The sequence below is a fragment of the Scandinavium sp. M-37 genome (assembly GCF_043558715.1).
Lineage (GTDB): Bacteria > Pseudomonadota > Gammaproteobacteria > Enterobacterales > Enterobacteriaceae > Scandinavium > Scandinavium vulneris_A.
Window position 1 is genome coordinate 58,075 of the sequence record NZ_JBIGIN010000018.1, and the last position, 24,972, is coordinate 83,046.

The following is a 24,972-nucleotide window of genomic DNA, read 5'->3' on the forward strand; positions in this document are numbered from 1 at the left end:
AGCGATGATGAACGACACTGAATTTAACTGGCCGCAATACATTCACCTGATGGAACAGCTGTTGGCGGTTCCCCTTGATTCGCCGCGCCGGGCCGAACTGGCGATTCAGCTCGAGCGGATTGCGGCGATCGCCGACCCCTTGATGGCCTTCCCGCTACCGCACCGCCAGGAAGGCGCAGGAGTGTATCAGTTATGACATTAAGTATTCGGGACATTCAGCAGGGCTTACGCTACCGCCAGTTCAGCGCCGTCGAACTGGCGCAGCAGACGTTAGCCCGTATTGAGCACGATAATCCGCAGGTGAACGCCTTCACCGAGGTGACCGCAGCGCGGATGCTGCGCGAAGCCGCTGACATCGACACGCGTCTGAGCCGGGGCGAGGCGCTCCCGCCGCTGGCCGGGGTGCCGTTTGCGGTGAAAAATCTGTTTGATATCGCAGGGGTGACTACGCTTGCCGGGGCGAAACTGTTCCGCGACCAGCCTCCGGCAACTGACGATGCCTTTGCCATCCGACGGTTACAGCAGGCGGGCGCAACGTTGGCGGGTGCGCTGAATATGGATGCCTACGCCTATGGGTTTACCACCGAAAACAGCCACTACGGCGCGACGCGTAATCCGCGAGATCTGCAACGCATTGCAGGCGGTTCATCCGGCGGGTCTGCCGCGGCGGTGGCGGCTAAGCTGGTGAATTTTACCCTCGGCACCGATACCAATGGATCGATTCGCGTTCCCGCCTCGCTGTGCGGCGTACTGGGCCTGAAACCAACCTTTGGTCGCCTGTCGCGGTCGGGCAGCCATCCGTTTGTCGCCAGCCTCGATCACATCGGCCCGTTGGCGCGCTTTACCGACGATTTGGCGCGGGTTTACGATGCGATGCAGGGGCATGACGCGGATGACAAATGGCAGTCTTCCCACGAGGTATCGCGGGTTTCTGACACCTTTTCGCAAACCACCCGGCTGCGCTGTGCGGTGCTTGGGGGCTGGTTTGACAACTGGAGCGACGCAGCCGCCCACGAGGCGGTCGCTCGCGTGGGGCGCGTGCTCGGGGCAACGGACAGCCTCGACCTGCCGGAAGTGGCGCTTGCCCGCTCGGCAGCATTTTTGCTGTCGGCAGCGGAAGGCGGCAATCACTATTTGCCCACGCTACGCAGCGAGCCGGAACGGTTTGAACCCAACTCCCGCGAACGTTTGCTGGCAGGGGCGATGACCCCCTCGGCGTGGTACACCCAGGCGCAGCGATTTCGGGCCTGGTTTCGCGACCGGACGCTGCCGCTGTTTAACGATTTTGATCTGCTGCTGGCCCCGGCTACACCGTGCAGCGCCACGCGCATTGGCGACGCGACGATGCGCATTAACGGCGTGGAGTTGCCGACCAAAGCCAGCATGGGGATGCTGACGCAGCCGATTTCGTTTCTCGGCCTGCCGGTGGTGACCGTGCCGCTTAAAACCCTCAGCGGTCTCCCGATTGGGGTGCAGATTATTGGCGCCCCGTGGCAGGAAGCGCAGTGTTTGCAGGCCGCCTGGCAGCTGGAGCAGGCCGGTATTCTTTATCAACAGGAAGACGTATGAATCCGCAACACATTGACCACCCGGCGGTGCTGGAAGCCGTCACCGCCGCGTTTTATCGCTATGAAAAAGCCTTAATCAGTAACGACATTGTCGTGCTGGATGAACTGTTTTGGGAGGATGCGCGCACGGTGCGCTTCGGAGCAACGGAGAATCTGTACGGCATCGCGCAGATCCGCGATTTCCGCAGTGCGCGCCCGTCACAAGGGCTGGAACGGCTGCTGCGCCATACGATGATCACCGCCTACGGCGAGGAGATGGCGGTGGCAAGCACTGAATTTACCCGTGAAAACAGCGAGCGCGTGGGCCGCCAGATGCAAACCTGGGTGAAATTCCCCTGCGGCTGGCGCATCGTGGCGGCACATGTCAGTTTGATGGGATGACGGAGGCGTTACTCCCCACCGGTCTCCCCCTCACCCTAACCCTCTCCCTAATGGAGAGGGGACCAGGGATGATGCTCAATCCAGTGGCGAGCAATATCCTCTCTGCGGCAGATCCAGACGTCGTCATGGCTTTGCACATAGTCGAGAAAACGCTGCAACGCCCGGAAGCGCCCCGGACGGCCTAACAGGCGGCAGTGCATGCCTATCGACATCATTTTCGGCGCGGTTTCCCCTTCTTCATACAGCACGTCAAAGCTGTCCTTCAGATAGGTATAAAACTGCTCGGCGGTGTTAAACCCCTGGGCGGTGGCGAAGCGCATGTCGTTCGCGTCCAGGGTGTAAGGCACAATCAGATGGGGTTTGCTGTCAACGGTGGTCCAGAACGGCAGATCGTCGCCGTAGTAGTCGCTGTCGTAGAGAAAATCGCCCTGCTCTACCACTAACCGGCGGGTGTTGGGGCTGTCGCGGCCGGTGTACCAGCCAAGCGGTTTTTTGTCGAACAGCGCGTCGAGGATTTCAATCGCCTGCTGCATGTGCTGGCGTTCGGTCTGCATGTCGACATTCTGATAATGGATCCAGCGCCAGCCATGGCTGACCACGTCGTAATCTGCGGCTTTGATAGCCTCGACGATCGCCGGGTTACGCGCCAGGGCCATCGCCACGCCAAACACCGTCAGCGGTAAGCCGCGCTTTTGAAATTCCTGATGAATACGCCAGAACCCGGCGCGGGAACCGTATTCGTAGAGGGAGTCCATCGACATGTGCCGCTCGGGAAAACTGGGTGCCCCGATGATGTCAGACAGAAACTGCTCCGAGCCACTGTCGCCGTGTAGCACATGGTTTTCGCCGCCCTCTTCAAAGTTGAGTACAAACTGGACGGCGAGACGGGCGCCGTTCGGCCACTGCGCATGAGGCGGTTGTCCGGCATAGCCCGCCATATCCCGAGGGTAGTTTTCACTAAAATGCCAGACGCGCTTATCCGTTGCTGATTGCATACTGATTCGACCTCTTTATCAGATGGCCGCCGTCGTCAGCTCAGCATTTCGAAGCCTCCGCTCAGCGGCTTTTTATTAGGGTACGCGAGGTCGCCGTGTTTGCTGGTGCCAAGCCCGAGAGCCACCAACGATTCGACCATTTTCACCGCCGCCGTGACGCCATCAATCACCGGGATCCCCAACTCCTGCGTCAGTTCCCGGGCCAGGTTCGCCATGCCGCCGCAGCCGAGCACAATCGCCCCACTGCCGTCTTCACGTTTTGCCTGCAAACAGCGCTCGCGTACCTTCATCTGAGCAAGACCCGTGCCATCTTCCAGCGCGAGCACCGGTAAGTCGATGGCGTGCAGGGCCGCGCAGTGATGTTCGAAGCCGTACTGCTGCAATAAATGACGGGCGATGATCACCGTTCTCGGTAAGGTGGTAACGATGGAAAAGCGCGTGGCCACCAGCGTCGCCATATGCATGGCTGCCTCGGCAATTCCCACCACCGGCCCGCTCGCCAGCTCACGCCCCGCCAGTAACCCCGGATCGCCGAAGCAAGCAATCACGTGCCCCTGCGCGCCCTGCTCTTTGCCGCGTTTGATTTGTTCCAGCACGCCAATCGCGGCAATCGCTTCATCATAATGACCCTCAATGGATTCGACGCCCTGCGTCGGGCAGGTCGCCAGAATGGTGGTTCCGGGGGCCGCGACGCTGCGTGCCGCCTCGCCGATGGTGTGGGTCATGGCGACGCTGGTATTGGGATTAATCACCTGAATCAACTGTGGCATGTTGCTGCTTCCTCTTCACTGTTCGCCCTACCGGGTAGCACCACGTCCGGGCAGTAATATGATTATTTGCACTGTAATAATGCACACTCTGCATCAATAGCGCCTGATTTGCGCGAATTATCGCCCCGAAAAGCCATTTGTTTCTTGATAACTGAATCTGGCCCGATTCATGCAACGAAAGTTGCAGACATTCCGTCAGTATCTGTTTTTTAAAGGAGCAGATTTCATGCCAAACCCGAAACCAGAGTACAAATCGAGCTACAGCCCAAGACTGACCAACAACGATCTGGCTCCCACGCGCCAGCAAAGCTGGTCGTGGTACAACATTTTTTCGTTCTGGATGTCCGATGTACATAGCATGGGCGGCTACGTGGTGGCCGCAAGCTTCTTTACCCTCGGCTTAGCCAGCTGGCAGGTGCTGCTGTGTCTGCTGGCGGGGATCTGTATTGTGCAACTGTGCGCCAATCTGGTGGCAAAACCGAGTCAGATGGCAGGTGTGCCGTATGCGGTTATTAGCCGCCAGGCGTTTGGCGTGTTCGGGGCGAATATTCCGGCGGTGATCCGCGGCCTGATTGCCTTTGCGTGGTATGGCATTCAGACCTATTTGGCGGCAAATGCGCTGATGCTGGTCGGGCTTAAGTTCTGGCCTTCTCTCGCCTCACTGACCACCGCCCATTTCCTTGGCCTGTCGCACCTGGGTTGGATCTGTTTTGGCATTATGTGGGTGCTGCAGGCGCTGGTGTTCTGGCACGGCATGAGCGCAATTAAACGCTTTATTGATATCGCGGGCCCGGCGGTTTACATCGTGATGATGGCGCTGGCGGGCTGGATTTTGTATCAGACCGGCCTGGACGGGATTTCGTTTACTCTCGCCAGCAAACAGCTTAGCGCCGGGGAACAAACCTGGCAGATGATCACCGCTACCGCGTTGGTGGTGTCCTATTTCTCTGGCCCGCTGCTCAACTTTGGCGACTTCTCACGCTACGGTAAAAGTATGCAGGAAATTCGCCGGGGCAACCGCTGGGGGCTGCCGTTTAACTTTCTGCTGTTCTCTATCGTGACGGTAATTATCGTTTCCGGCTCGCAGTCACTGTTTGGCCGCATGATAACCGATCCGATTGAAACCGTGAGTCACGTGGGCAATAGCGTGGCAATGGCGATTGGCCTGCTGACAATGATCACCGCCACTATCGGGATCAATATCGTCGCTAACTTCGTCTCCCCGGCGTTTGATTTCTCTAACTGTTCGCCGCAGAAAATCAGCTTCCGCACCGGGGGCATGATTGCCGCCGTTGGCTCCGTGCTGCTGACCCCGTGGAACCTGTTCCAGTCCCCGGAGCTGATTCACTATACCCTCGACGTGCTGGGCTCGTTTATCGGCCCGCTGTTCGGCATTCTGCTGGCCGATTTTTATCTGATTAAACGTGGCACCGTGGTGGTCGACGATCTGTTTACCGTCTCCCCGACCGGACGCTACTGGTACAAAAAAGGCTTTAACCCGAAAGCCATTGGCGCATTGCTGCCGTCTGTGGCGGTGTGTCTGGTCATAAGCTTTATTCCGGCACTGCACGAAGTGGCTAACTTCAGCTGGTTTATTGGCGCGTTCCTCAGTGCCGGGTGCTATCGCTGGATTGCGCGTCACGAGCGGGAAGGCGTGAATGACACCTTCACCAACGTGGAGACTGCCAAGGAGTAAGGTTTGTTTTGCCCATAGCCATAATTTGATCCCCTTCAAACTTTTATTCATCGCTCCCCCCTATGTTTTGCCCGTTTAGCGTTAACCATGACGCGGTGAAGGGGGGGGAGTTGTGACCTCCCTCGCCAAAAAACCGCTTTTTCCGCAGGCTGAGTCCAATTTGTTGACACCTCAGTGACGGCAAATTGGTTTTTTTATTGCCATTTTCCCGTAATAACCTGTGCTCAGACAGATGCATAGGACACTAGCGATGACCAACAACATTATTGCCAAAGAAAATATTGCGTTGAACGTCAGGGCAAACGACTGGCGTCACGCCATTCAACTTGCGGGTGGATTGCTGACTAAAAATGGCTACACAACGCAAGATTACACCAACGAGATGATCCATGCGGTGGAGACTCTTGGTCCCTATATCGTGGTAGCGCCGGGTATCGCGCTGGCACATTCCCGACCGGCTCCCAGCGTCATTAAAACCGGTCTCAGTCTTGCGACGCTTGTGGAGCCTATTAATTTCGGAAGCGAAGAGAACGATCCGGTTGAACTCGTGTTCGGCCTTTGCGCAACCGATAGCAACAATCACCTCCAGATTATTTCGCGTTTAGTGGAATTCCTGGATAACGAAGAGAACATCAAATTTTTAAAGCATTGTGCAGATAGCAACGACGTCTGGCTTGCCATTAATCGCGTTGAAGAAGGAGTTTGAAGATGAAAATTGTATGCGTATGCGGCATGGGCCTTGGCTCAAGTGTGATTGCCAAGATGAACATCGAACAGGTGCTGAAAAACATGGATCTCTCCGCCACTGTGGATACCTGTGATTTGGGCAGCGTGCGCAGCGTGCCTGCTGACCTGTATGTTACGACCCGTGAATTAGCGGCCAATATGCCTGCGGAAGTACAGAGCAAAACCATCGTGCTGACTAACTTTGTGCGCAAAGTTGAAATCGAAAGCAGCATTGGCGATTACCTCAAAAATCTGGCGTAACAACCTGCCTTAGAGGGAAACCACCATGAAGGATATTGTTGATTTTATTATTTTTCAGTTGCTCGATAAGGCACCATTATTCCTCGGGCTTATCGCGCTGACAGGGCTGATTCTTCAGGGAAAGAAAGCCAGCGAAGTGATTGATGGCACAGTCAAAACCATTATTGGTTTACTGGTCATCACCATCGGCTCGGGCACACTGTTGAAATCTCTGACCCCCATAATGGGGAAACTGAACAGCACGCTCGGTATTCAGGGCGTGTTACCCGCTAACGAAGCGGCATTTGGTGTGGCGATGCTGCACTTTGCTAATGACGTCACTATGACGTTCATTCTCGGCTTTTTGATCCATCTTCTGTTCGTCTGGATGATTCCGTTCAAACGCTGCAAAAACGTGTTCTTGACGGTTCACATTCAGCTTTTTCTGGCAACCTTTATGGTGGTCTCGCTTCCAGGAACCCTGGGATTGTCAGGCTTCCCACTGATTATTACTGGCGCAGTACTCTGTGCGCTGTATTGGACGATCACCCCAGCCATTACCCGCGTCCTTGCTCAGCACTTCGTTGGAGACGACCTGACACTGGGTCATAACCAACAGGTAGGAGCGTGGGTGGCAAGTCGTATCGCGAAAGTATGCGGTGATCCGCAGCAGGATGCCGAAGAGATGAAGCTGCCCGGATTTCTGGCGATGTTCCGTGATAACACCATTTCTCTCTCCTTCCTGATGCCGCTCATTTTTCTGGGGATTGGTCTGGCTGTCGGTGCCGAGGGTATTGGTCAACTGAGTGGTAAAACCAACTGGGTCGTCTGGCTATTAATGGAGGGCCTGACCTTTACCGCTGGCGTGGTGATCCTGCTGGTCGGTGTACGCATGTTTATCGGCTCGATTGTTCCGGCATTTAAGGGAATTTCGGATCGCCTGCTGCCGGACGCTGTGCCCGCCCTGGATTGCCCTGCGCTGTTCCCATATTCGCCGACAGGCGCGATGCTGGGCTTCATTGCATCTGTCGCCGGGGCGTTGCTGGTGATGGGGGCAACCATCCTGTTCAAATGCCCGATTATTGTTTTCCCAAGCCCGATAATCATGTTCTTTGATGGCTGCACTATGGGGGTATTTGGCAATAAATACGGGGGCTACAAGGGTGCGCTGGCCGCAGGCTTTGTCACCAGCATCATCGCGCATGCCGGCGTTATTCTGCTCTACCCAATGATGGGCTCTCTGTTTGGTTCCGGGCTGATGTTCTCCAACATCGATTTCACTCTGGTCTGGCTACCGCTGTTATATCTGCTCAAATTTGTTGGCACCGCTTTCGGTCTGGTGCTGTAACTGTCATGGAGGTGGCAATGAAAATTCAACTGGCTCTCGATTTACTCGATAGAGATCGGGCACTTGATGTGGTACGCGCGGCAGGGCCCTATGTCGATATTATCGAGGTGGGTACGTCACTGCTGAAGCTATGTGGCATTCAGATTGCACAAGACATTCGTGCCATTTGCCCGAATAAGCCGTTGTTTCTTGATATGAAAATCATTGATGGCCCGGAGCGTGAAGCGACACTGATGGCAAAATGCGCGCCGGAAAACTATTCGATGCTGGCTGTCGCCAGCGACACAGCGGTAAAAAAGGTGCTGGCAATCGCCAACGAAAATAACGCCACCGTGGTCTTTGATTTGCAATCTGTTCCTAATCCGGTTCAGCGCGCAAAAGAGCTAAAAGCATTGGGGGCCACGCAACTCTGCGTTCACAAGAATGCCGACTGCGGTGACGACCCAGAAGAAGCTTTCCGCGAATTCCTCGATGTGCGTGAGGTGACAGGACTGCCTGTCTCTTTGGCAGGGGGGATTAACCTCAACACCCTGCCCGTCATCAAAAAGCAACTTAACCCGGCTGTCGCCATTGTTGGCGGCGCCATTCTGAATGCGACTGACTGCCGCGAAGCGGCTATCGCCTTCCAGAACATTGCCCATTCCAGCGAAGTGTGAGGAGACCATCATGAGTCATGTAAACGAAATTACCCGTGAATCCTGGGTGCAAAATACCTTCCCGGAATGGGGAACCTGGCTGAATGACGAAATCAGTGCCGAAAACGTCGCACCTGACTCGGTTGCAATGTGGTGGCTAGGTTGTGTGGGTATGTGGGTGAAAACCCCTGGGAATGCCAATGTCAGTATTGATTTTTGGTGTGGCACCGGTAAGCGTAAAAAAAATCTGCCCAATATGAAGCCGAGCCATCAAATGGCGCGTATGAGCGGTGCGCGTATCGCACAGCCAAACCTTCGAAGCACCACCTTTGTTCTCGATCCGTTCTCAATTAAAGAGATCGATGCTGTGCTGGCCACGCACTACCACGCCGACCATATCGACATCAACGTCGCGGCAGCCGTCCTGAAAAACTGCGCCCCGGACGTGCCGTTTATCGGCCCGCAGGCGTGCGTTGATTTGTGGATGCAGTGGGGCGTGCCTGCGGCGCGTTGTCGGGTGGTAAAACCAGGCGATACCATCAAAATTAAAGATATGGAGATAGTGGTGCTGGAGTCGTCAGACCGTACCATTCTGATAACCGAACCGCCAAAACCGTTAGCTGATGAGGGCGCAACAATCCCGGATATGGATCTCCGCTCGGTGAACTATCTGTTGAAAACGCCGGGCGGCAATATCTATCACTCAGGCGATTCTCACTACTCCAATATGTACGCTCAACATGGCAAGCAGCATCATATCGACGTCGCGCTGGGTTCCTTTGGCGAGAACCCGATCGGTATTACCGACAAAATGACTGCGATCGACATTTTGCGCATGGGTGAGGCGTTGCGCACGGATGTGATGATTCCTTTCCATCACGATATTTGGTGCAACATGCTGGCGGATACCAACGAAATCCTGACGCTGTTTGAAATGCGCCGTCACCGCCTGCAATACCAGTTTGTACCGTTCATCTGGCAACCTGGAGGGAAGTTTACCTATCCACAAGATCGTAATCGCCGCGTATACCAGCACCCTCGCGGCTTCCCGGACATCTTCGAAGCGGAAACTGACCTGCCTTTCCCGTCCTTCCTGTAAATTGCTACTATGGATAGCTGGCACCTCTGGTGCCAGTTTTTACAGGAGAAAAAATGCAACTCGATCACCTTGCCGTGGAGATTCTGAAAAAAGTCGCGATAGAACCTGGAATGCCGCTGAAAACACTCTGCGAGCGAATAGGTCTGCCACTGCGCAATTTCTACTACCGACGTACACGCATAAACGACTGGCTGGCCGCAGAGGGTCTTTCGCCGCTGGATTGCGATGCTTATAGTGGCGTCAGGCTAAGTGAAGATGATGCGAAAAAAGTGTTAGCGAAGCTCAGCGAGATCCATATCCGATTTTACCGATACAGCGCTGATGAACGGCGCGACAATATTCTTCTTCACCTTGCCTGTCGGACACAACCCGCCTTCACCCAACATTTCAGCGAACTCAATCGCGTCAGTCGTAACACGACACTCGACGATCTGAGGTCATTAAAACAGCAGTTGCAGCACCATAACCTGAATTTGTCAGTGAGTAAGAAACACGGTTATTTCATTGAAGGTAGCGATTTGGCTTTACGTCTGGCGATTCAGCAGATGTTCCAGCACGCGTTGAAATATGCTGACCACCAGGCTGAACATCGAATTATGCAGACCCTGTTTACGCATTTACAGCGGGTTGGGTTGGACATCGAGGACATTTGTCTCATTGTCGATAGAGAGCTTTCACATGCTGAACAGCGTATCGAATGGGCTTTCTCCGATAAAGATAAGCGCTTGCTTCGCTATATGATCATGTTCAGCCTTGTCGATACACTCACAGGCAATATTCCGCACTTTACCCCGGCACAGTCCCAGTTTCTAAGAGATCAATTAGCCTGTGAGGTGGCTGCCAGTCTGAATGCCTCATTGAGTCAGAGGATTGGCCTTCAGGCGGTATCGGGCAATACGATGTTTTTTACCTTATTGTTCTCCGCCAGTAAAAGATTGATTCCAAACCATATTTCCATTGAAAATGATGTCCGTCTATTGCGCGCCGTCAGGCAACTGATTATCCAGTTTCAGGCTTTATCTGGCGTTTATCTTCAGGAATCAGAACAGCTCGAATCACAGCTTTTTTCGCATTTGGGGCCAGCGATACATCGCTGTTTATTTGGGATGCCCAGCGAAAATGCGATGCGAGAGGAGATCCTGGTTCGCTATCCGCTACTTTTCCGTCTCTGCCGACGGATAATCGTCAGCTTTGAACAGGAATATCAAATCCTCTTTTGTGATGATGAGCTGAGCTATGTCGTTATCAGTTTTGCTGCCTGGATGGACAGGCGGCCTGAGACATCAGAACAACATCTTTTGCTGGTTACTGAAGGCGGGCTCTCTTCGACGGCAATTCTTGAAAATCAGCTTCGCAACTTGACCATCCTACCTCTGCATATTGAACGTGTCTCTGCGAGCCAGCTTCAGCAACAGGACGTGGGGGAACATGTTCGTCTGGTGGTCAGTACCATTGCGTTAGATATTCCGCTTCCAGCGCATGTTCGATTTATTCAAACGCTGCACATGCTTAGCGAAAATGACAAACAGCAGCTGCGATTAATGCTGGAGCACAACATCGAAGCAACCGAGATTTCCCAGTTGACGGAGACGTTGGTGGCTTCTGTCAACCGGCTCGCCCCTCAACTGAAAGCAGCACTGCATCATGAATTCAGTACCATAATTAGCCAGTTTATGCAGAAGAGGCAGCACCGCACGTTGGCCCTGGCACCGACGGTGAACTCACGTGCCTTGTTCGTTAATTTTACGTCCAGCCGGTCGTCCTGGCGGCAGTTGATTCGTAAGGCCGCCAAACCACTGAGAGATAATGAAATCATTGATGAAAAGTATGTCCGTAATATCGTAAATAATATTGAGCGGGAAGGGATAACTACTTACTTAACACCGGACATCCTCCTGCTCCATGACGCGCCACCATTAGGTGTGACTGAAGGCGCCTTGTCAGTGCTGAAACTCAAATCCCCGCTGAGTTTTGATTTGCCCGGGGTGATGTTTATGCCGCGGATCATCATCATCCTGGTGCCTACCAAGAACCTTTCGCACATTTCGTTGCTCGAGACATTCAACAGGTTGATCAGTGATGATGACAGGCTGGAGCGTCTCCTGAATGCAGGGTCACTCCAGGCGGTAAACGCTGTATTTACGTCAATAGATTAATTAATCGGCAGCAGTAAAACAGTCTGGACCTCGATAAGAAATGGCCTTCAATTTTCTATTTTTTTAAATAGTTAATTCAATACCCATATCCCGTATACGATGGTAATGTATTTCACGTCGGAATACACGGAGCAGTCTGGTACTAGCGAGGTGACAGATCTATCTCTCAGAATGTATTACGACATCTTGCATCACGACACCACGTATAAAAAAAGAATCGCGAAAGAAGGATTTTTAATTGGCCCCAGATAACCTGGTGGCCTTTTTTTTTTGACAAAAATCAGCCCCCCAAAAAAATAAAAAAACCCCGTTCCCACTTCGGGGGAGGAACGGGGTGCTTAAGATGACACTCAGGCCCGGTTCTTAAGGCCGGATAATTTTATTATATCCTGACTTAATTTGTGGGATCCACTCACAGATCACCGGAATCCTCTTAATATCACTGGGTGTGACGTCCACTGGGAATTCCCTTACGTGAACATCATCAAGCCTGACACCCTATATTATGAGATGCCCTGCATAGGTCGTCATATTCAGACCGGCGGAGTTAATGGGCCAGACAAAACCTGAATCTCGTGGAGAAACAATACTTCATCTGGATCGGAGGCCAGTCTCCACATACCGAAAATGGACTCACCGGTTGTCACATCCTCGATTAACTCAGGTAAAAAAACAGCGATCTCCTTGCTGCCATTATGATTGATCCAAAAGTACTGATTGGGCATTTCGTTACACCTTAATGAACAAGATGGCGGAATATTACGCCTTTATTGATCTAAATCAATACGACAATTCTTGAGTCATGAACGAAAATACCAATCAATCACAAAGGTAAAACCTTAATAGCACAATACGATTTCCCAGCCCTGGGGAATGACATCGTTCAGGTGAACATTTTGCTCATGAAGGTTTTCAGCACGATGGGGAAGCGGCGCTGCTGCTTTTTAAGGACACTCGCCGCGTTAATATGCTCAATAACCACAGGCAAGGAGCTTGCCAGCATGTCTGCCGTGCCGGCAAGAGTTCGTCCGATGCTTGTGGCCAGAGAATATAAATCCACCATCCCAAAGACATCCTGGATCTGTTCACTGCTTATTGCTGAGTTCTGTTTTTTACTGAGCCAGGAGTCCATGATCAAACCTAAACCGGCAATTTCGAAACGTAACGTAAGAGACTTAATCCCTCCCAGGTATCTAACCCAGGTTATTATCTCTTTGACATCTTTAGCATTAATCCCTTTCTTCGGCAGGGAATCAGTAATCTGTTCAATAATGTCCACGTCGCATCCTCATTGAATTGAAAGCAATGACTAGATTTTTATTTAATGAAAGAGGGGGTTTATATAATTCGAATACATATGGGCAATATGCTGCACCAACATTGTTTTCCCTCTCTGTCATCACCCCCGCCTTAACTTTAATCGTTATGATGGCTTTGAAGGCTAGCCTATCGTACCGCTCAAATGGGGCCGCCGCTGTGAAAATTTCTTTTTTAATAAAAGAAATGTCAAAGATGCAGTTCTATCTAATAGAATAGTAGGCAGGAGAAGTGAGGAAGTGACAGGTAATTAAAGTCCAGAGGGATAATTAATTTCCCTCTGGATGTAGTTTATGAAATAAGATTTCCATCATATCAAACTAAACGTACAGCGCCCATATTTTAGAGTGGAGCGATTATTATTCATAACATAACATGTTCAATTCAGACGATAGGTCGTTTAACTCACAACTTACCTCCTTTAAAATACGGCACTCATCCTCCAACACAGACATCCGCTCATAAATATTACTTTCAATATCAACAATCCTCGAAAAAATATCTTCTGGGGTCGTCATAGCCCCTGCCGCATTCAAAATCGAACGAACCTCCTTGATTCTGTCGTTAATTTTATTAATATCATCACATTGAACATTTGATAACAGTGCAATCACTCCCTCCATGAGCAAATTGACATCTGAACATATTTTTACACTTCGAGTGTGCATGTATTTCTGACTCATCACATTCATCACATTCATCACCATCGTCGAAGTTAAACCTCTATATTTTCTATCCAAAGCAGAGTTTTGGTCTGTGGCTAAAAATACTTTCAATTTTAGAAATATTTTTTAAACCAACTAACCGACTATATGGTAGCGCACCCTTTCGGTTGAAAACAACGATCAAAAAAAAGTCAAAACATATTGAATTCATTAATAAAAAATATCTCTTCATCTTATATGTCAACCATAAATTGACTGAAATCAATTTATGCGGGATGTTAGGCCAGCTATTGTTCAAATGGCTCGACCTTAGGTTACCTTGCGGGATGTGCCGCGTCTGACGAGCGGCATCAAAGACGGATGCCAGCAATGATGGCGGGCAGGATACCGTACAACATAAGGCACGACGTGAATGAAACGAATTTTATCAAATGAGTTACCTCTGTTTCAAACCTTACCGATAAGCGCATCGATGAGCATGAACTAAAGAAAATCGCGCAAAACTGCTGGCAATTTTTAAAAAGGAATCACCGAAAGCCTCCGTGCGATAAAGACATACCTGATACTCTCTACTTTTTCCAGTCGATACCTTTTTTTACTTTCATTTAAGGCCTTAGAAACGGCCTGTTTGCTTATCTTTTTTAGTTTTGCTATCTCGCTTTGTGACAAGCCGGAAGAATAAAGAATAATAATTTCCAGTTGCCACGTGGTGAGTTCAGGGAAAATTTTATGGATGTTACTCAGTGAGCTACTATTCAGAATATCCATCTGACTACTCTCCTTTAAATCAACAATTAGCCGTTGAGTTGAACACAAAAAACAAAAAAGAATGCGCTAATAAATGGCTGTAATAGCTCGTTGGTGGAAACAATGAGCTTGAGCCATTCTCAAAGAGGATAGCATTATCATTGAGGGAAATGACATGAATGAGAAAATGACGTCGCAGGCATCTATTCGGTCAAGGAAGAATACGCATTAGGTGTTGTGAAGTGACACTTTAATTTTTAATGAATAGCAAAAAAAATGCCGGCAAAAATATGCCGGCATTGTCAGAGTATTAAATAATACTATTCATTACTACGCAGTGGTATGCAGTTCCAAACCCTGCTGAACAAGCAGTTCAGTAGATTCGTGGCCAGAGACAGAGTAAACGTCATACGTTACGCCGCCGCTGGTAACAGAACCATGCTGTGCAAGGCTATCTTCTGTCACGCCGTTCAGCTGAACCTGCTCACCGGCTTCACCTGTGACAGCGAATTGTTGCTTGCCATCATTGATGAAGAGGTTTTGCTCGCTGTGGCTCAGGACATCATTCACCGACAACTCCAGATGACCACCGGCCTGATGCGTGTTGTCTACCGCCAGGTTGTGATCAACCGCCAGGGTATCAGCCTCAAGAGGTGCTACCGCATCAGTATGGGCAGACTGCAGTGCAGTTGGCTCAACCTGAGTATCACCCCATGTGAAGTTATCCACACGAATCAGTGAGTTACCTGTTTCTGGACCCACTGTAATAGTGATGTAGGAGATAAGGTTGCTGCCTTCTGGAACTTCCCAGGAAACAGTGGCCGTATCTTTCTCCAATGCCAGAGGAATTTCATTGTGCCAAAGCTCAACACCTGAAGCATCGTAGTAAGTAACGATACCACCAGGGCCTGTAACACTCGATACATCAAGGCTTACAGAGTTAGTCTCACCACCAAAGTCCAATTTAGTCACGGAATTACCCAGCAACTGCAGGTTTTCGAAACCGAAGCTATCCGGACCAAAGAAGTAGAGGCCGACATCGGTAATACTGTTGTAATAGCCGTGGCCATCAACACCCAAGTCGAGACTGGTTAACGAAAGGCCATTGTCCAGCGTAATCGTTTGATTCAACTCAAGGTTCTGGTTTTGAAGACCTTCAAAGTTCATCGAGCCTTCGTTAACGATAGCGAACTTAACCGGTTCACTATTACCGCTTTGGTTACCAGCCTCATCGACAACAACCGTGTCAATCGAATGCTGACCATTATCCAACGGTTTATCTGGCGTGAAGCTCCAGCTACCATCCTCATTGACAATGGCAGTACCAATGAATTCACCATTATCGTTAATGATAACCGTTGTGCCAGGTTCACCCTGCCCATCAATGGTCGGCATTGTATCGTCAGTTGCGCCATTTGGAACAACAATACCCTGTTTATCCCCCTGGTCATCGTTGATGACAACGCCAGTAGCCGCATCTGGTGCAACAGTATCAACAGTGAAGTCGAACGGTGAAGAGGCTGTGCTCACGTTACCCGCTGCATCCGTTGCCGTCAGCGTGATTTCATGCTCGCCCTCTGCCAGCGCGGTTTTCGGCTTGAACGACCATGTACCGTCTGCCTGTACCTCGGCTGTGCCCAGGGCAGTACCGTGGTCAAAGATGGTGATGGTGTCACCTGGATGCTGATTCTTACCGGAGAAGTCCGGGTTCGCATCGTTGGTCACGCCGCCGTTGTCGATGTTACCAGTAACCGCCTGAATGTCATCGAACACCACCAGGTTATCCGGAGTAGTAATGTCAATCGGACCCGGAGCGATAGTATCGACGTTGACGATCCATGGATCAGTCTGTGTGCTTTCACCGGAAGTGGCCGTCACAACCGTTGCGGTGAAGGTATGCTCACCGTCGGCCAGTTTGATAGGAACGTCGAAACTCCACTTCCCATCAGCACTCACCCCAGCAGTCCCCAAGAACACATCATCCAGGTAGATATTAACATACGCATTGGCGGTTGCCGTACCGTTCAGCGTTGGCAGTTGATCGTTGGTGTAACCACCATTCTCAATCTCACCGGTGACTGGGTTAATATCATCCACGACGCTGTCGATGGACACAGTCTGCCCAATGGTATCAACGATAAAGCCGATAGCATCAGATGCTGTGCTTTCGTTACCTGCGCCATCCACCACCACGGTGTCAAAGCTGTGCGAACCATCAGCCAGTGGGGTTTCCGGCGTGAAGTTCCAGGTGCCGTCTGCTCCAACATCCGCAGTCCCGATAACCTCACCGTTATCACGAATCTGGACCTTGGTACCTGGTTCACCCTGACCGTCGAAGGTCGGCTGATTATCATCGGTGATCGTACCGTCGGTGATAGTTCCGGTAACCGGTCCAACATCATCACTCAGCACATCGCCCGTAGTGGCATCCGGGATAACGGTGTCTACGGTGAAGTCAAACGCAGCAGATTCATCGCTCACGTTACCCGCTGCATCCGTTGCCGTCAGCGTGATTTCATGCTCGCCCTCTGCCAGCGCTTTATCCGGAGTGAACGTCCACGTACCGTCTGCCTGTACCTCGGCTGTGCCCAGGGCAACACCGTGGTCAAGGATGGTGATGATGTCACCTGGATGCTGATTCTTACCGGAGAAGTCCGGGTTCGCATCGTTGGTCACGCCGCCGTTGTCGATGTTACCGGTAATCGCCGGAATGTCATCGAACACCACCAGGTTATCCGGAGTGGTAATGTCAATCGGATCCGGAATAGAGGTATCAATGTTAACCACCCAGGCATCAGTCTGGGCGCTTTCGCCCGCGGCTGCCGTCACGACAGTGGCGGTGAAGTCATGCTCACCATCCGCCAGCGCATCTTTCGGGGTGAATGTCCATTTGCCCTCAGCCGTCGCGATAGCAGTACCGATCAGGGCGTTGTTGTCATAGATATTGACCAGCGCACCGGCGGTTGCCGTACCGTTCAGGGTTGGCGTTGCATCGTTGGTTGCGCCGTTGTTGGCAATGTCACCCATCGCCGGATCAACATCATCCGCCACGCTGACAATCGCCACTTCCGGTACCGCTGTATCAACGATGAAGTTGATAGCATCGGAGGCTGTGCCTTCGTTACCTGCGCCATCCACCACCACGGTGTCAAAGCTGTGCGAACCGTCAGCCAGTGGGGTATTTGGCGTGAAGTTCCACGTGCCGTCTGCACCGACATCCGCAGTCCCGATAACCTCACCGTTATCACGAATCTGGACCGTGGTACCCGGTTCACCCTGACCGTCGAAGGTCGGCAGATTATCATCGGTGATCGTACCGTCGGTGATAGTTCCGGTAATCGGTCCAACATCATCACTCAGCACATCACCCGTAGTGGCATCCGGGATAACGGTGTCTACGGTGAAGTCAAACGCAGCAGATTCATCGCTCACGTTACCCGCTGCATCCGTTGCCGTCAGCGTGATTTCATGCTCGCCCTCTGCCAGCGCATCTTTCGGGGTGAACGTCCACGTACCGTCTGCCTGTACCTCGGCTGTACCCAGGGCAACACCGTGGTCAAGGATGGTGATGATGTCACCTGGATGCTGATTCTTGCCGGAGAAGTCCGGGTTCGCATCGTTGGTCACGCCGCCGTTGGCGATGTTACCAGTAACCGCCTGAATGTCATCGAACACCACCAGGTTATCCGGAGTGGTAATGTCAATCGGATCCGGAATAGAGGTATCAATGTTAACCACCCAGGCATCAGTCTGGGCGCTTTCGCCCGCGGCTGCCGTCACGACAGTGGCGGTGAAGTCATGCTCACCATCCGCCAGCGCATCTTTCGGGGTGAATGTCCATTTGCCCTCAGCCGTCGCGATAGCAGTACCGATCAGGGCGTTGTTGTCATAGATATTGACCAGCGCACCAGCGGTTGCCGTACCGTTCAGGGTTGGCATTGAATCGTTGGTTGCGCCGTTGTTGGCAATGTCACCCGTCACCGGATCAACATCATCCGCCACGCTGACAATCGCCACTTCTGGTACCGCAGTATCAACGATGAAGTTGATAGCATCGGAGGCCGTGCTTGCGTTACCTGCGCCATCCACCACCACGGTGTCAAAGCTGTGCGAACCGTCAGCCAGTGGGGTATTTGGCGTGAAGTTCCACGTGCCGTCTGGTCCGACATCCGCAGTCCCGATAACCTCACCGTTATCACGAATCTGGACCGTGGTACCCGGTTCACCCTGACCGTTGAAGGTCGGCAGATTATCATCGGTGGTCGTACCGTCGGTGATAGTTCCGGTAACCGGTCCAACATCATCACTCAGCACATCACCCGTAGTGGCATCCGGGATAACGGTGTCTACGGTGAAGTCAAACGCTGCAGATTCATCGCTCACGTTACCCGCTGCATCCGTTGCCGTCAGCGTGATTTCATGCTCGCCCTCTGCCAGCGCTTTATCCGGAGTGAACGTCCACGTACCGTCTGCCTGTACCTCGGCTGTGCCCAGGACAACACCGTGGTCAAGAATGGTGATGATGTCACCTGGATGCTGATTCTTACCGGAGAAGTCCGGGTTCGCATCGTTGGTCACGCCGCCGTTGTCGATGTTACCGGTAATCGCCGGAATGTCATCGAACACAACCAGGTTATCCGGAGTGGTAATGTCAATCGGATCCGGAATAGAGGTATCAATGTTAACCACCCAGGCATCAGTCTGGGCGCTTTCGCCCGCGGCTGCCGTCACGACAGTGGCGGTGAAGTCATGCTCACCATCCGCCAGCGCATCTTTCGGGGTGAATGTCCATTTGCCCTCAGCCGTCGCGATAGCAGTACCGATCAGGGCGTTGTTGTCATAGATATTGACCAGCGCACCGGCGGTTGCCGTACCGTTCAGGGTTGGCGTTGCATCGTTAGTTGCGCCATTGTTGGCAATGTCACCCGTCACCGGATCAACATCATCCGCCACGCTGACAATCGCCACTTCTGGTACCGCAGTATCAACGATGAAGTTGATAGCATCGGAGGCCGGGCTTTCGTTGCCATTGTTTGGATTGCGAACCACGGTGCTGAAGCTATGTTGGCCATCAGCCAGCGGTTTGTCCGGGGTGAAGCTCCACTTACCGTCCTCACTCACACGAGCAGAACCAATCACTGCACCATTGTCGGAAATGAACACCGTCGTGCCTGCAGCCGCCTCACCTTCAAACGTTGGCAGGTTATCATCGGTCGTATCATTTTCATGAATGGCCCCGGTGATATTCCCTACGTCATCCAGTAATACCTGGCTGGTCGATGCATCCGGCGTGGAGGTGTCATCCTTGTCCGCGCTTACATTGTTAAGGATGAAGTAGTCACTTCTGCCGCTTCGGTTACCGGCTTCATCATACTGCTCAGCAAAGAAAGTATGATTTCCTAATACATAGAGCCCTTGGATACCGTCCTTATTTTCAAACGTCCAGTGGCCCTCACTATCAACATCCGCTTGACCAATTCTGATGGTCCTGCCTTGTGAACCAATCTGGTACAAAATGATGGTGCCATTAGGCTCACCGGTACCTTCAAAGGTGATAGTCGTATCATCTGTCTTGCCGCCGTTGGCGACGTAACCCGTCTGAACGCCGACATCATCGAAAGCTACAGTGATCACTGGAGGCGCGACAACGGTATCTACCGTGATGTCGAATGCAGGGGAAACAGCACTTTCAGCACCATTGTTCTGGTTAACCACCACAGCGGTGAACTCGTGTTCGCCGTCAGCCAGTGGATCTTTTGGCGTGAACGACCAGTTTCCATCAGCACCCGCAATGGCAGTGCCAATCTCTGCGCCGTGATCGGAGATAATGACTTTGTCACCCGCAGTTGCCTGGCCGGAAATCACAGCATGGCTATCGTTGGTGAGGCCACCCTCTTCCAGTGCCCCCACTACGCCGCCTTTGACATTATCGGTCACTGTGATAGTGGTCGCATCCGGGATAGTGGTGTCATCCTGGTTGGTGTCAACACCGACAACGGTGTAGTCACTGCCTGCAGCCTGGTTGCCTGCGACATCCACCGCGGTAATGTGGAACACATTTTCACCGATCGACAGGGACTGCTCGGGAGTGAACTGGTACTCCCAGGAACCATCCGCGGCCACTGTAACAGAGCCAATAACAACTGATTTATCTTCAGCTGCCGAATACATGAAAATGGTAATCAGACTGTCCGCTTCACCCGTACCGTGGAGCAGAGGCTGCATATCATCGGTTTTGCCGCCGTTGGCAACATCACCCGTTTCAACGCCCTGATCATCTGTAATACCCGCAATGACCGGCGTGCCACAGACGGTATCCAGATCAACAATAAACTGATCGGAATGCACGGTTTCGTTTGTGCCGTCAGTCGCTGTTACCGAGATAAGATGCTGACCATCGCCAGACAACGGCTTAGGAGGCGTAAACGTCCAGATACCATCCGGGGAAGCAACCGCGGCACCCAGGAATGTGTCACCATCATAAATATTGACGGTGGCTCCGGCATCAGCAGTACCGGTAAAGGTTGGCGTGGTGTCATCGGTTGGGTGCGCGCTAGCCAATTCGCCCGTATAGATACCCGAATCATCACTGACATTGGTGATAACAGGAGCGCTGTAGTCAAATCCAGTGCTAAAGACGAAAGGTAAACCAATAAAGGTATCGCTACCGCCTGGGTTCACAAACAGTGCCTGGATGGTGAATTGGGAATCAGGTGGCAGTTCAGAAACGTCGAACGACCAATGGCCATTATCATCAACTCTAGTGGAGCCTAAATATAAGGTATTCGCATAAATATGAAGATACAGACCACCACCGTGCAGTACGGTACCTTCAATGGTTGGCGTCAGATCGTCGGTAACACCATTGTCTGAAACCGTACCCTGGTGCAGACCAAAGTCATCCACAAGGCCGATAATATCCAGATCCCCGGTATCGCCCGGATGTGGCAAATTGTCTGGCGCTGTCGCTTCACTGGTTTCCGAGATGGTGAATGGCATAGCGATTATAATAGAGCTACCGCCTGGGTTCTTCAGCAGCACCTGGAAGGTGTAGCTTGAATCCATTTCAAAATCAGCTGGCGGGGTAAATGTCCAGTTATCATTCTCGTCAACTTGCGCTGAACCGATAAGCACGGTGTTTGCGTAGATAAGCAGTATTGACAGGTGACCATGCTCAGCGTGCCCTTGCAGCGTAGGCGTCAGGTCGTTAGTGGTTCCGTCTTGACCAATTGAGGTACCGTTATCATCAACGGCATTATCCACGACGATTAAACCGGGTGCCCAAGGCACATTAGGTGTATCAGTCACAGTGGCAAGAGCCACAGGTTCTGCATCAACCTGAACGTTTTCTGTGGACACCGCCATCACCAGGTTGTTTTCCACAGGAACCGTCAGCATAGCCGGCGTTGAATAATAATCCTGGATAATCGCTGACGGCATCACCGCCTGCTCGGTATGGATATGCAATTCATCGCCATGACGTGACAGGGATAATCCAGCCATATCCTGAGAATCGTTCACGCCACCCAGAATGTACAGGCCGCTTTGACCCGCCGGGAGTGTAATAATATCTTCTACTGTCGTCGGCTCTTGCAGGTTAAATACCACAGACTGCTGCTTAGCATCTGAGGTTGTCAGTGTAAATCGACTCATGGAGTCTCCTTTTCGCATTTAAATTTCCGGTTATGACGACAATATTATTGCCACCATAATTATGTTGTTTTTACGTCCAGATACTTCCGTACCTAAATGCTTCTCCCTCCCTTGTCCTTCCTTTAAGTGTGTTCATGGCTTTATCAGGCTAGTTGTGAACATTGGAATACCAAAGCTACTCTAGAGATCTAACAATTCAGCGGATAGCGTCTTAATCAAAGGTCCCGCCTACGGCCTCACAACCCCTTACTTAAAACATCACCATTGATACTAAAACATAATTACAACCAATATTTAGAAAGAGATTTTTTAAAAAAGAAATGAAATTAGCAATCGCGGCACTCACGTAATAACATATAATCCATTTTCTAATTAACAAAAAAGCTCGGGGTGTACTAAATGCATAAAAACAAAATACAGAAATTAAAAAAACAACCAAATGGGAAATCACTAAAAAAGTTTGAGCAACTTGCTACAGAGTTCAAAACAGCAATGGCAGCCAATAATTTCCCCCGGGCCAGGCAGTGCTGTGAAGGCGTGTTAGCGATTTTGCCCGGAAACCCATCAGTATTGGGTGATTATGCGTTAACACTGATGCGGACCCATGAATATCAGCGATCTTACGAAATTTACCGTGCGATGTTTGCACAAAAGGAAAAGGTCCATTTCGCCGGTAATTGGATTGACGGCTTGGCAGAAGTCTGTGGCTGGTTGGGAAAACACGATGAGCTGCAATATTATGGCTCTTACTCCTTGAAAGCTGCCGATCAGACATATCGTGAAGGTCCTGTTTACCCTTTTCCTTCCGTGCAACCGCCTGCTTTCGACCCATTGCAAAAATCAAAAAATATTATTTCATTTAGTTTGTATGGTGCCAGCCCCAGATATTGTGAAGCATTAATTAAAAATGCTGAATTAAGCAGTGAAATTTACCCCGACTGGACTTGCCGCGTTTATCATGACAGCTCTGTCCCTGTTGAAGTTATCGAGCAATTAAGACGCCTCGGGGTTCAACTTGTTGATATGAGTAATGAAAAAACCATCCCGGCTACATTGTGGCGCTTTCTGGTTATTGATGATAATCAGGTTACACGCTACCTGGTCCGTGATGCCGACTCACTTTTTTCGGAAAAAGAAGCGGCTGCAGTTCAGCAGTGGCTTAGCTCTCCTTATTGGTTCCATCATATGCGAGACTATTTCACGCACACTGAACTGCTGTTGGCCGGCATGTGGGGAGGCTGTAATGGCATTTTCCCTTCCGTTCAAAAACTTATAGAAGCTTTTGTTGCCAGCTATACCGGTACCGCCCGCTTCACTGACCAATATTTCCTACGAGCAGCGCTTTGGCCTACCGTCAGGAACAGTATTCTCAATCATGATGAAATATTTCTGTTCCATCATGCCAAAAACTACCCTCCTCATTCTTCTGTTCGTTGGCAGCATGCCAATTTTCATATTGGAAGCAACGCTACCTATTCAGCTATCGCTGGAGAACTGACAATCCCTGATCAAAGTCGTAGTACGGCCCTGATAGAACTCGAATCTGATGATTTTGTACGTCGTTATACGGTCAATATTCACGATAAAAAATGGCAGTTGTCACTCCCGTTTTTCATGATTGACCAGTACAAAGAAGGGAAATTGAAGGTTAAATTCGTTACTGAGTCATGAACGATGCAGCTTTATTAGTATAATAACAAAAGTAGAAGGAGTCGTTAATGCGACTCCTTCTACTTTTGGATACTATTGATAAAAACGTCAAAAACCTTCCGCTTAAATCTAATTTTTCTTTTCTGGCAACATATTAATTAGTGTATCCAGGCACGCACTTACAAAAGATTTTCTTTTCGCCGAACGATGAAAATGCACATAAAGTGTCGAGGTCATTGTCGTCTCAAACGGTAAATCAAAAATTTTCACCGGCAGTGCTTCAATAAGGAATTCCTCCATATATTCAGGAACTAACATAATGTAATCAAAGGAGGAGCAAATCATAAGTGAGTTGAGCGAACTGGCCGATTTCAAGATAACATCCCTGGTATGTAATTCTTCTATCTGGTTTGCATTTCCGTCCTGTACTAACGTTTCATCCGGTTTCTGTACCCACTTAACATGTTTATTATTCACCCAATCTTCATACGACAAACTATCCCGAATCGTCGAATGATTGATACTGACCATAGCTTTAAACCGCGAAGAGCAGAGTTTGTGAGACACAATAGAGGCATCATTTGGTAAGAGACCACCAATATCAAAATCCACTTCATGATTTCTGAGTTTTGAGATTCGCGTCTCTTTACATGTAGGATACTTCACAAAATTCAAGCAAAGACTGTCGAGCTGAGTTTGCTGTTGATTGATAAAGTAGCAAAACCAATATTCAAAAAATGTATAAGTACTGATTGTTATATTCCTGAATACTTCAGACTCTTCGCCTTTTGAGGAGAGTTCAAGCCCATCATTAATCAGTGCAATTGCTTTGATATAGCGCTGGTTCAACTCTAAAGCAAGCGTGGTAGGCGTGATCCCGGTTTTCGAACGCGTAAAGATGGGATTGGATGTCGTTTTCCGAATTTTGTTAATGGCATAGGTGACCGATGATGGCGACATCGCCATCTTCTTGGCAGCAGCGGTTACACTGCCACATTCAATTACTGCATTTAGGATCAACAATGAGTTCAGATCAAATTCTTTTGAGTACATCTCTACCTTCCTGTTGTGTTTGGTAGCCTATTTTCATTTGCTTTTCGCTTATTTTTCGGCGATATACATTGATAAGTAAAATGCTTATTCTTCTGTTCCTTTGAGAACACACAGTGCCCTTTGTACCCGCATCATCAGCGCAGTTTGGTTTTTTCGAACTGGATAAACTGCTTCTTAATATTCATTACTCACTGCTCACCAAACTGCGACACTTAAAAAAACTAAAATGTAAAATACTGAATTCACAATTCAACACTTTAAAAACCAAAACCC

General features: G+C 50.5%; 19 protein-coding genes. 11 read left to right on the forward strand and 8 right to left on the reverse strand.

Translation table 11 applies throughout. The annotated features are described in order from the left end of the window. Positions 1-7 precede the first annotated feature (7 nt). The 3 genes from hpxX to hpxZ are packed head-to-tail and all read left to right on the forward strand — an operon-like array spanning position 8 to position 1,949. The gene (gene hpxX, locus ACG0Z5_RS14380; RefSeq protein ID WP_394448338.1) at positions 8-196 is read left to right on the forward strand and encodes an oxalurate catabolism protein HpxX; all 189 of its coding nucleotides are present in this window, start codon (positions 8-10) and stop codon (positions 194-196) included. Continuing rightward, positions 193-1,569 carry an AtzE family amidohydrolase gene (locus ACG0Z5_RS14385; protein WP_394448341.1) on the forward strand — a complete coding sequence of 459 codons (1,377 nt, stop codon included), beginning with the start codon at positions 193-195 and terminating at the stop codon, positions 1,567-1,569. The genes hpxX and ACG0Z5_RS14385 overlap by 4 nt, the downstream gene beginning before the upstream one ends. Beyond that, positions 1,566-1,949 carry an oxalurate catabolism protein HpxZ gene (gene hpxZ / locus ACG0Z5_RS14390; protein ID WP_394448344.1) on the forward strand — a complete coding sequence of 128 codons (384 nt, stop codon included), beginning with the start codon at positions 1,566-1,568 and terminating at the stop codon, positions 1,947-1,949. The genes ACG0Z5_RS14385 and hpxZ overlap by 4 nt, the downstream gene beginning before the upstream one ends. A 47-nt stretch (positions 1,950-1,996) precedes the next feature. Here hpxZ and puuE read toward each other — a convergent pair whose 3' ends face one another. Next, positions 1,997-2,944 (reverse strand): allantoinase PuuE, encoded by a 948-nt coding sequence (gene puuE / locus ACG0Z5_RS14395; RefSeq protein ID WP_394448346.1) that lies wholly within the window; start codon positions 2,942-2,944, stop codon positions 1,997-1,999. A gap of 35 nt (positions 2,945-2,979) precedes the next feature. Then, positions 2,980-3,714, reverse strand: a complete 735-nt coding sequence (gene hpxA / locus ACG0Z5_RS14400) for an allantoin racemase (protein WP_319626584.1) — start codon at positions 3,712-3,714, stop codon at positions 2,980-2,982. A gap of 226 nt (positions 3,715-3,940) precedes the next feature. On the opposite strand from hpxA, the gene ACG0Z5_RS14405 reads away from it, so the two are divergent. The 7 genes from ACG0Z5_RS14405 to ACG0Z5_RS14435 all read left to right on the forward strand — a co-directional run bounded on the left by ACG0Z5_RS14405 (position 3,941) and on the right by ACG0Z5_RS14435 (position 11,614). After that, positions 3,941-5,410: an NCS1 family nucleobase:cation symporter-1 gene (locus tag ACG0Z5_RS14405; RefSeq protein ID WP_394448350.1), complete on the forward strand. Its 1,470-nt coding sequence runs from the start codon at positions 3,941-3,943 to the stop codon at positions 5,408-5,410. A gap of 250 nt (positions 5,411-5,660) precedes the next feature. Continuing rightward, complete coding sequence (locus tag ACG0Z5_RS14410; protein WP_394448352.1) at positions 5,661-6,116, forward strand: PTS sugar transporter subunit IIA; 456 nt, start codon at positions 5,661-5,663, stop codon at positions 6,114-6,116. A gap of 2 nt (positions 6,117-6,118) precedes the next feature. Further along, positions 6,119-6,397, forward strand: a complete 279-nt coding sequence (locus tag ACG0Z5_RS14415; protein WP_394448355.1) for a PTS sugar transporter subunit IIB — start codon at positions 6,119-6,121, stop codon at positions 6,395-6,397. A gap of 25 nt (positions 6,398-6,422) precedes the next feature. Beyond that, a complete protein-coding gene (locus ACG0Z5_RS14420; RefSeq protein WP_394448358.1) occupies positions 6,423-7,724 on the forward strand; it encodes a PTS ascorbate transporter subunit IIC in 1,302 nt (433 codons plus the stop codon). A gap of 17 nt (positions 7,725-7,741) precedes the next feature. Next, positions 7,742-8,380, forward strand: a complete 639-nt coding sequence (locus ACG0Z5_RS14425) for an orotidine 5'-phosphate decarboxylase / HUMPS family protein (protein WP_394448360.1) — start codon at positions 7,742-7,744, stop codon at positions 8,378-8,380. A 10-nt stretch (positions 8,381-8,390) separates the two neighbouring features. After that, the gene (gene ulaG / locus ACG0Z5_RS14430) at positions 8,391-9,458 is read left to right on the forward strand and encodes an L-ascorbate 6-phosphate lactonase (protein WP_394448363.1); all 1,068 of its coding nucleotides are present in this window, start codon (positions 8,391-8,393) and stop codon (positions 9,456-9,458) included. A gap of 53 nt (positions 9,459-9,511) precedes the next feature. Beyond that, on the forward strand, positions 9,512-11,614 hold the full coding sequence (locus tag ACG0Z5_RS14435) for a PTS sugar transporter subunit IIA (protein ID WP_394448366.1): 2,103 nt from the start codon (positions 9,512-9,514) through the stop codon (positions 11,612-11,614). 533 nt (positions 11,615-12,147) lie between these two features. On the opposite strand, the gene ACG0Z5_RS14440 is transcribed toward ACG0Z5_RS14435, so the two are convergent. From ACG0Z5_RS14440 to ACG0Z5_RS14460, 5 genes are all read right to left on the reverse strand, one after another. Further along, positions 12,148-12,339 (reverse strand): hypothetical protein, encoded by a 192-nt coding sequence (locus ACG0Z5_RS14440; RefSeq protein ID WP_394448369.1) that lies wholly within the window; start codon positions 12,337-12,339, stop codon positions 12,148-12,150. A gap of 158 nt (positions 12,340-12,497) precedes the next feature. Then, positions 12,498-12,893 (reverse strand): YidB family protein, encoded by a 396-nt coding sequence (locus tag ACG0Z5_RS14445; RefSeq protein WP_394448372.1) that lies wholly within the window; start codon positions 12,891-12,893, stop codon positions 12,498-12,500. Positions 12,894-13,290: 397 nt separating this feature from the next. Further along, entirely contained in the window at positions 13,291-13,545 is a 255-nt protein-coding gene (locus ACG0Z5_RS14450; protein ID WP_394448375.1) for a hypothetical protein, read from the reverse strand. A 567-nt stretch (positions 13,546-14,112) separates the two neighbouring features. Then, entirely contained in the window at positions 14,113-14,364 is a 252-nt protein-coding gene (locus tag ACG0Z5_RS14455) for a hypothetical protein (protein ID WP_394448378.1), read from the reverse strand. A gap of 309 nt (positions 14,365-14,673) precedes the next feature. Then, on the reverse strand, positions 14,674-21,996 hold the full coding sequence (locus ACG0Z5_RS14460; protein WP_394448381.1) for an Ig-like domain-containing protein: 7,323 nt from the start codon (positions 21,994-21,996) through the stop codon (positions 14,674-14,676). Between the two features lie 399 nt (positions 21,997-22,395). Between ACG0Z5_RS14460 and ACG0Z5_RS14465 the strand changes: the two genes are divergently transcribed. After that, complete coding sequence (locus tag ACG0Z5_RS14465; RefSeq protein WP_394448384.1) at positions 22,396-23,667, forward strand: tetratricopeptide repeat protein; 1,272 nt, start codon at positions 22,396-22,398, stop codon at positions 23,665-23,667. A gap of 108 nt (positions 23,668-23,775) precedes the next feature. Here the strand turns inward: ACG0Z5_RS14465 and ACG0Z5_RS14470 are convergent, their stop codons facing one another. Continuing rightward, positions 23,776-24,699, reverse strand: a complete 924-nt coding sequence (locus ACG0Z5_RS14470) for a LysR family transcriptional regulator (protein WP_394448386.1) — start codon at positions 24,697-24,699, stop codon at positions 23,776-23,778. Between the last annotated feature and the right edge of the window lie 273 nt (positions 24,700-24,972).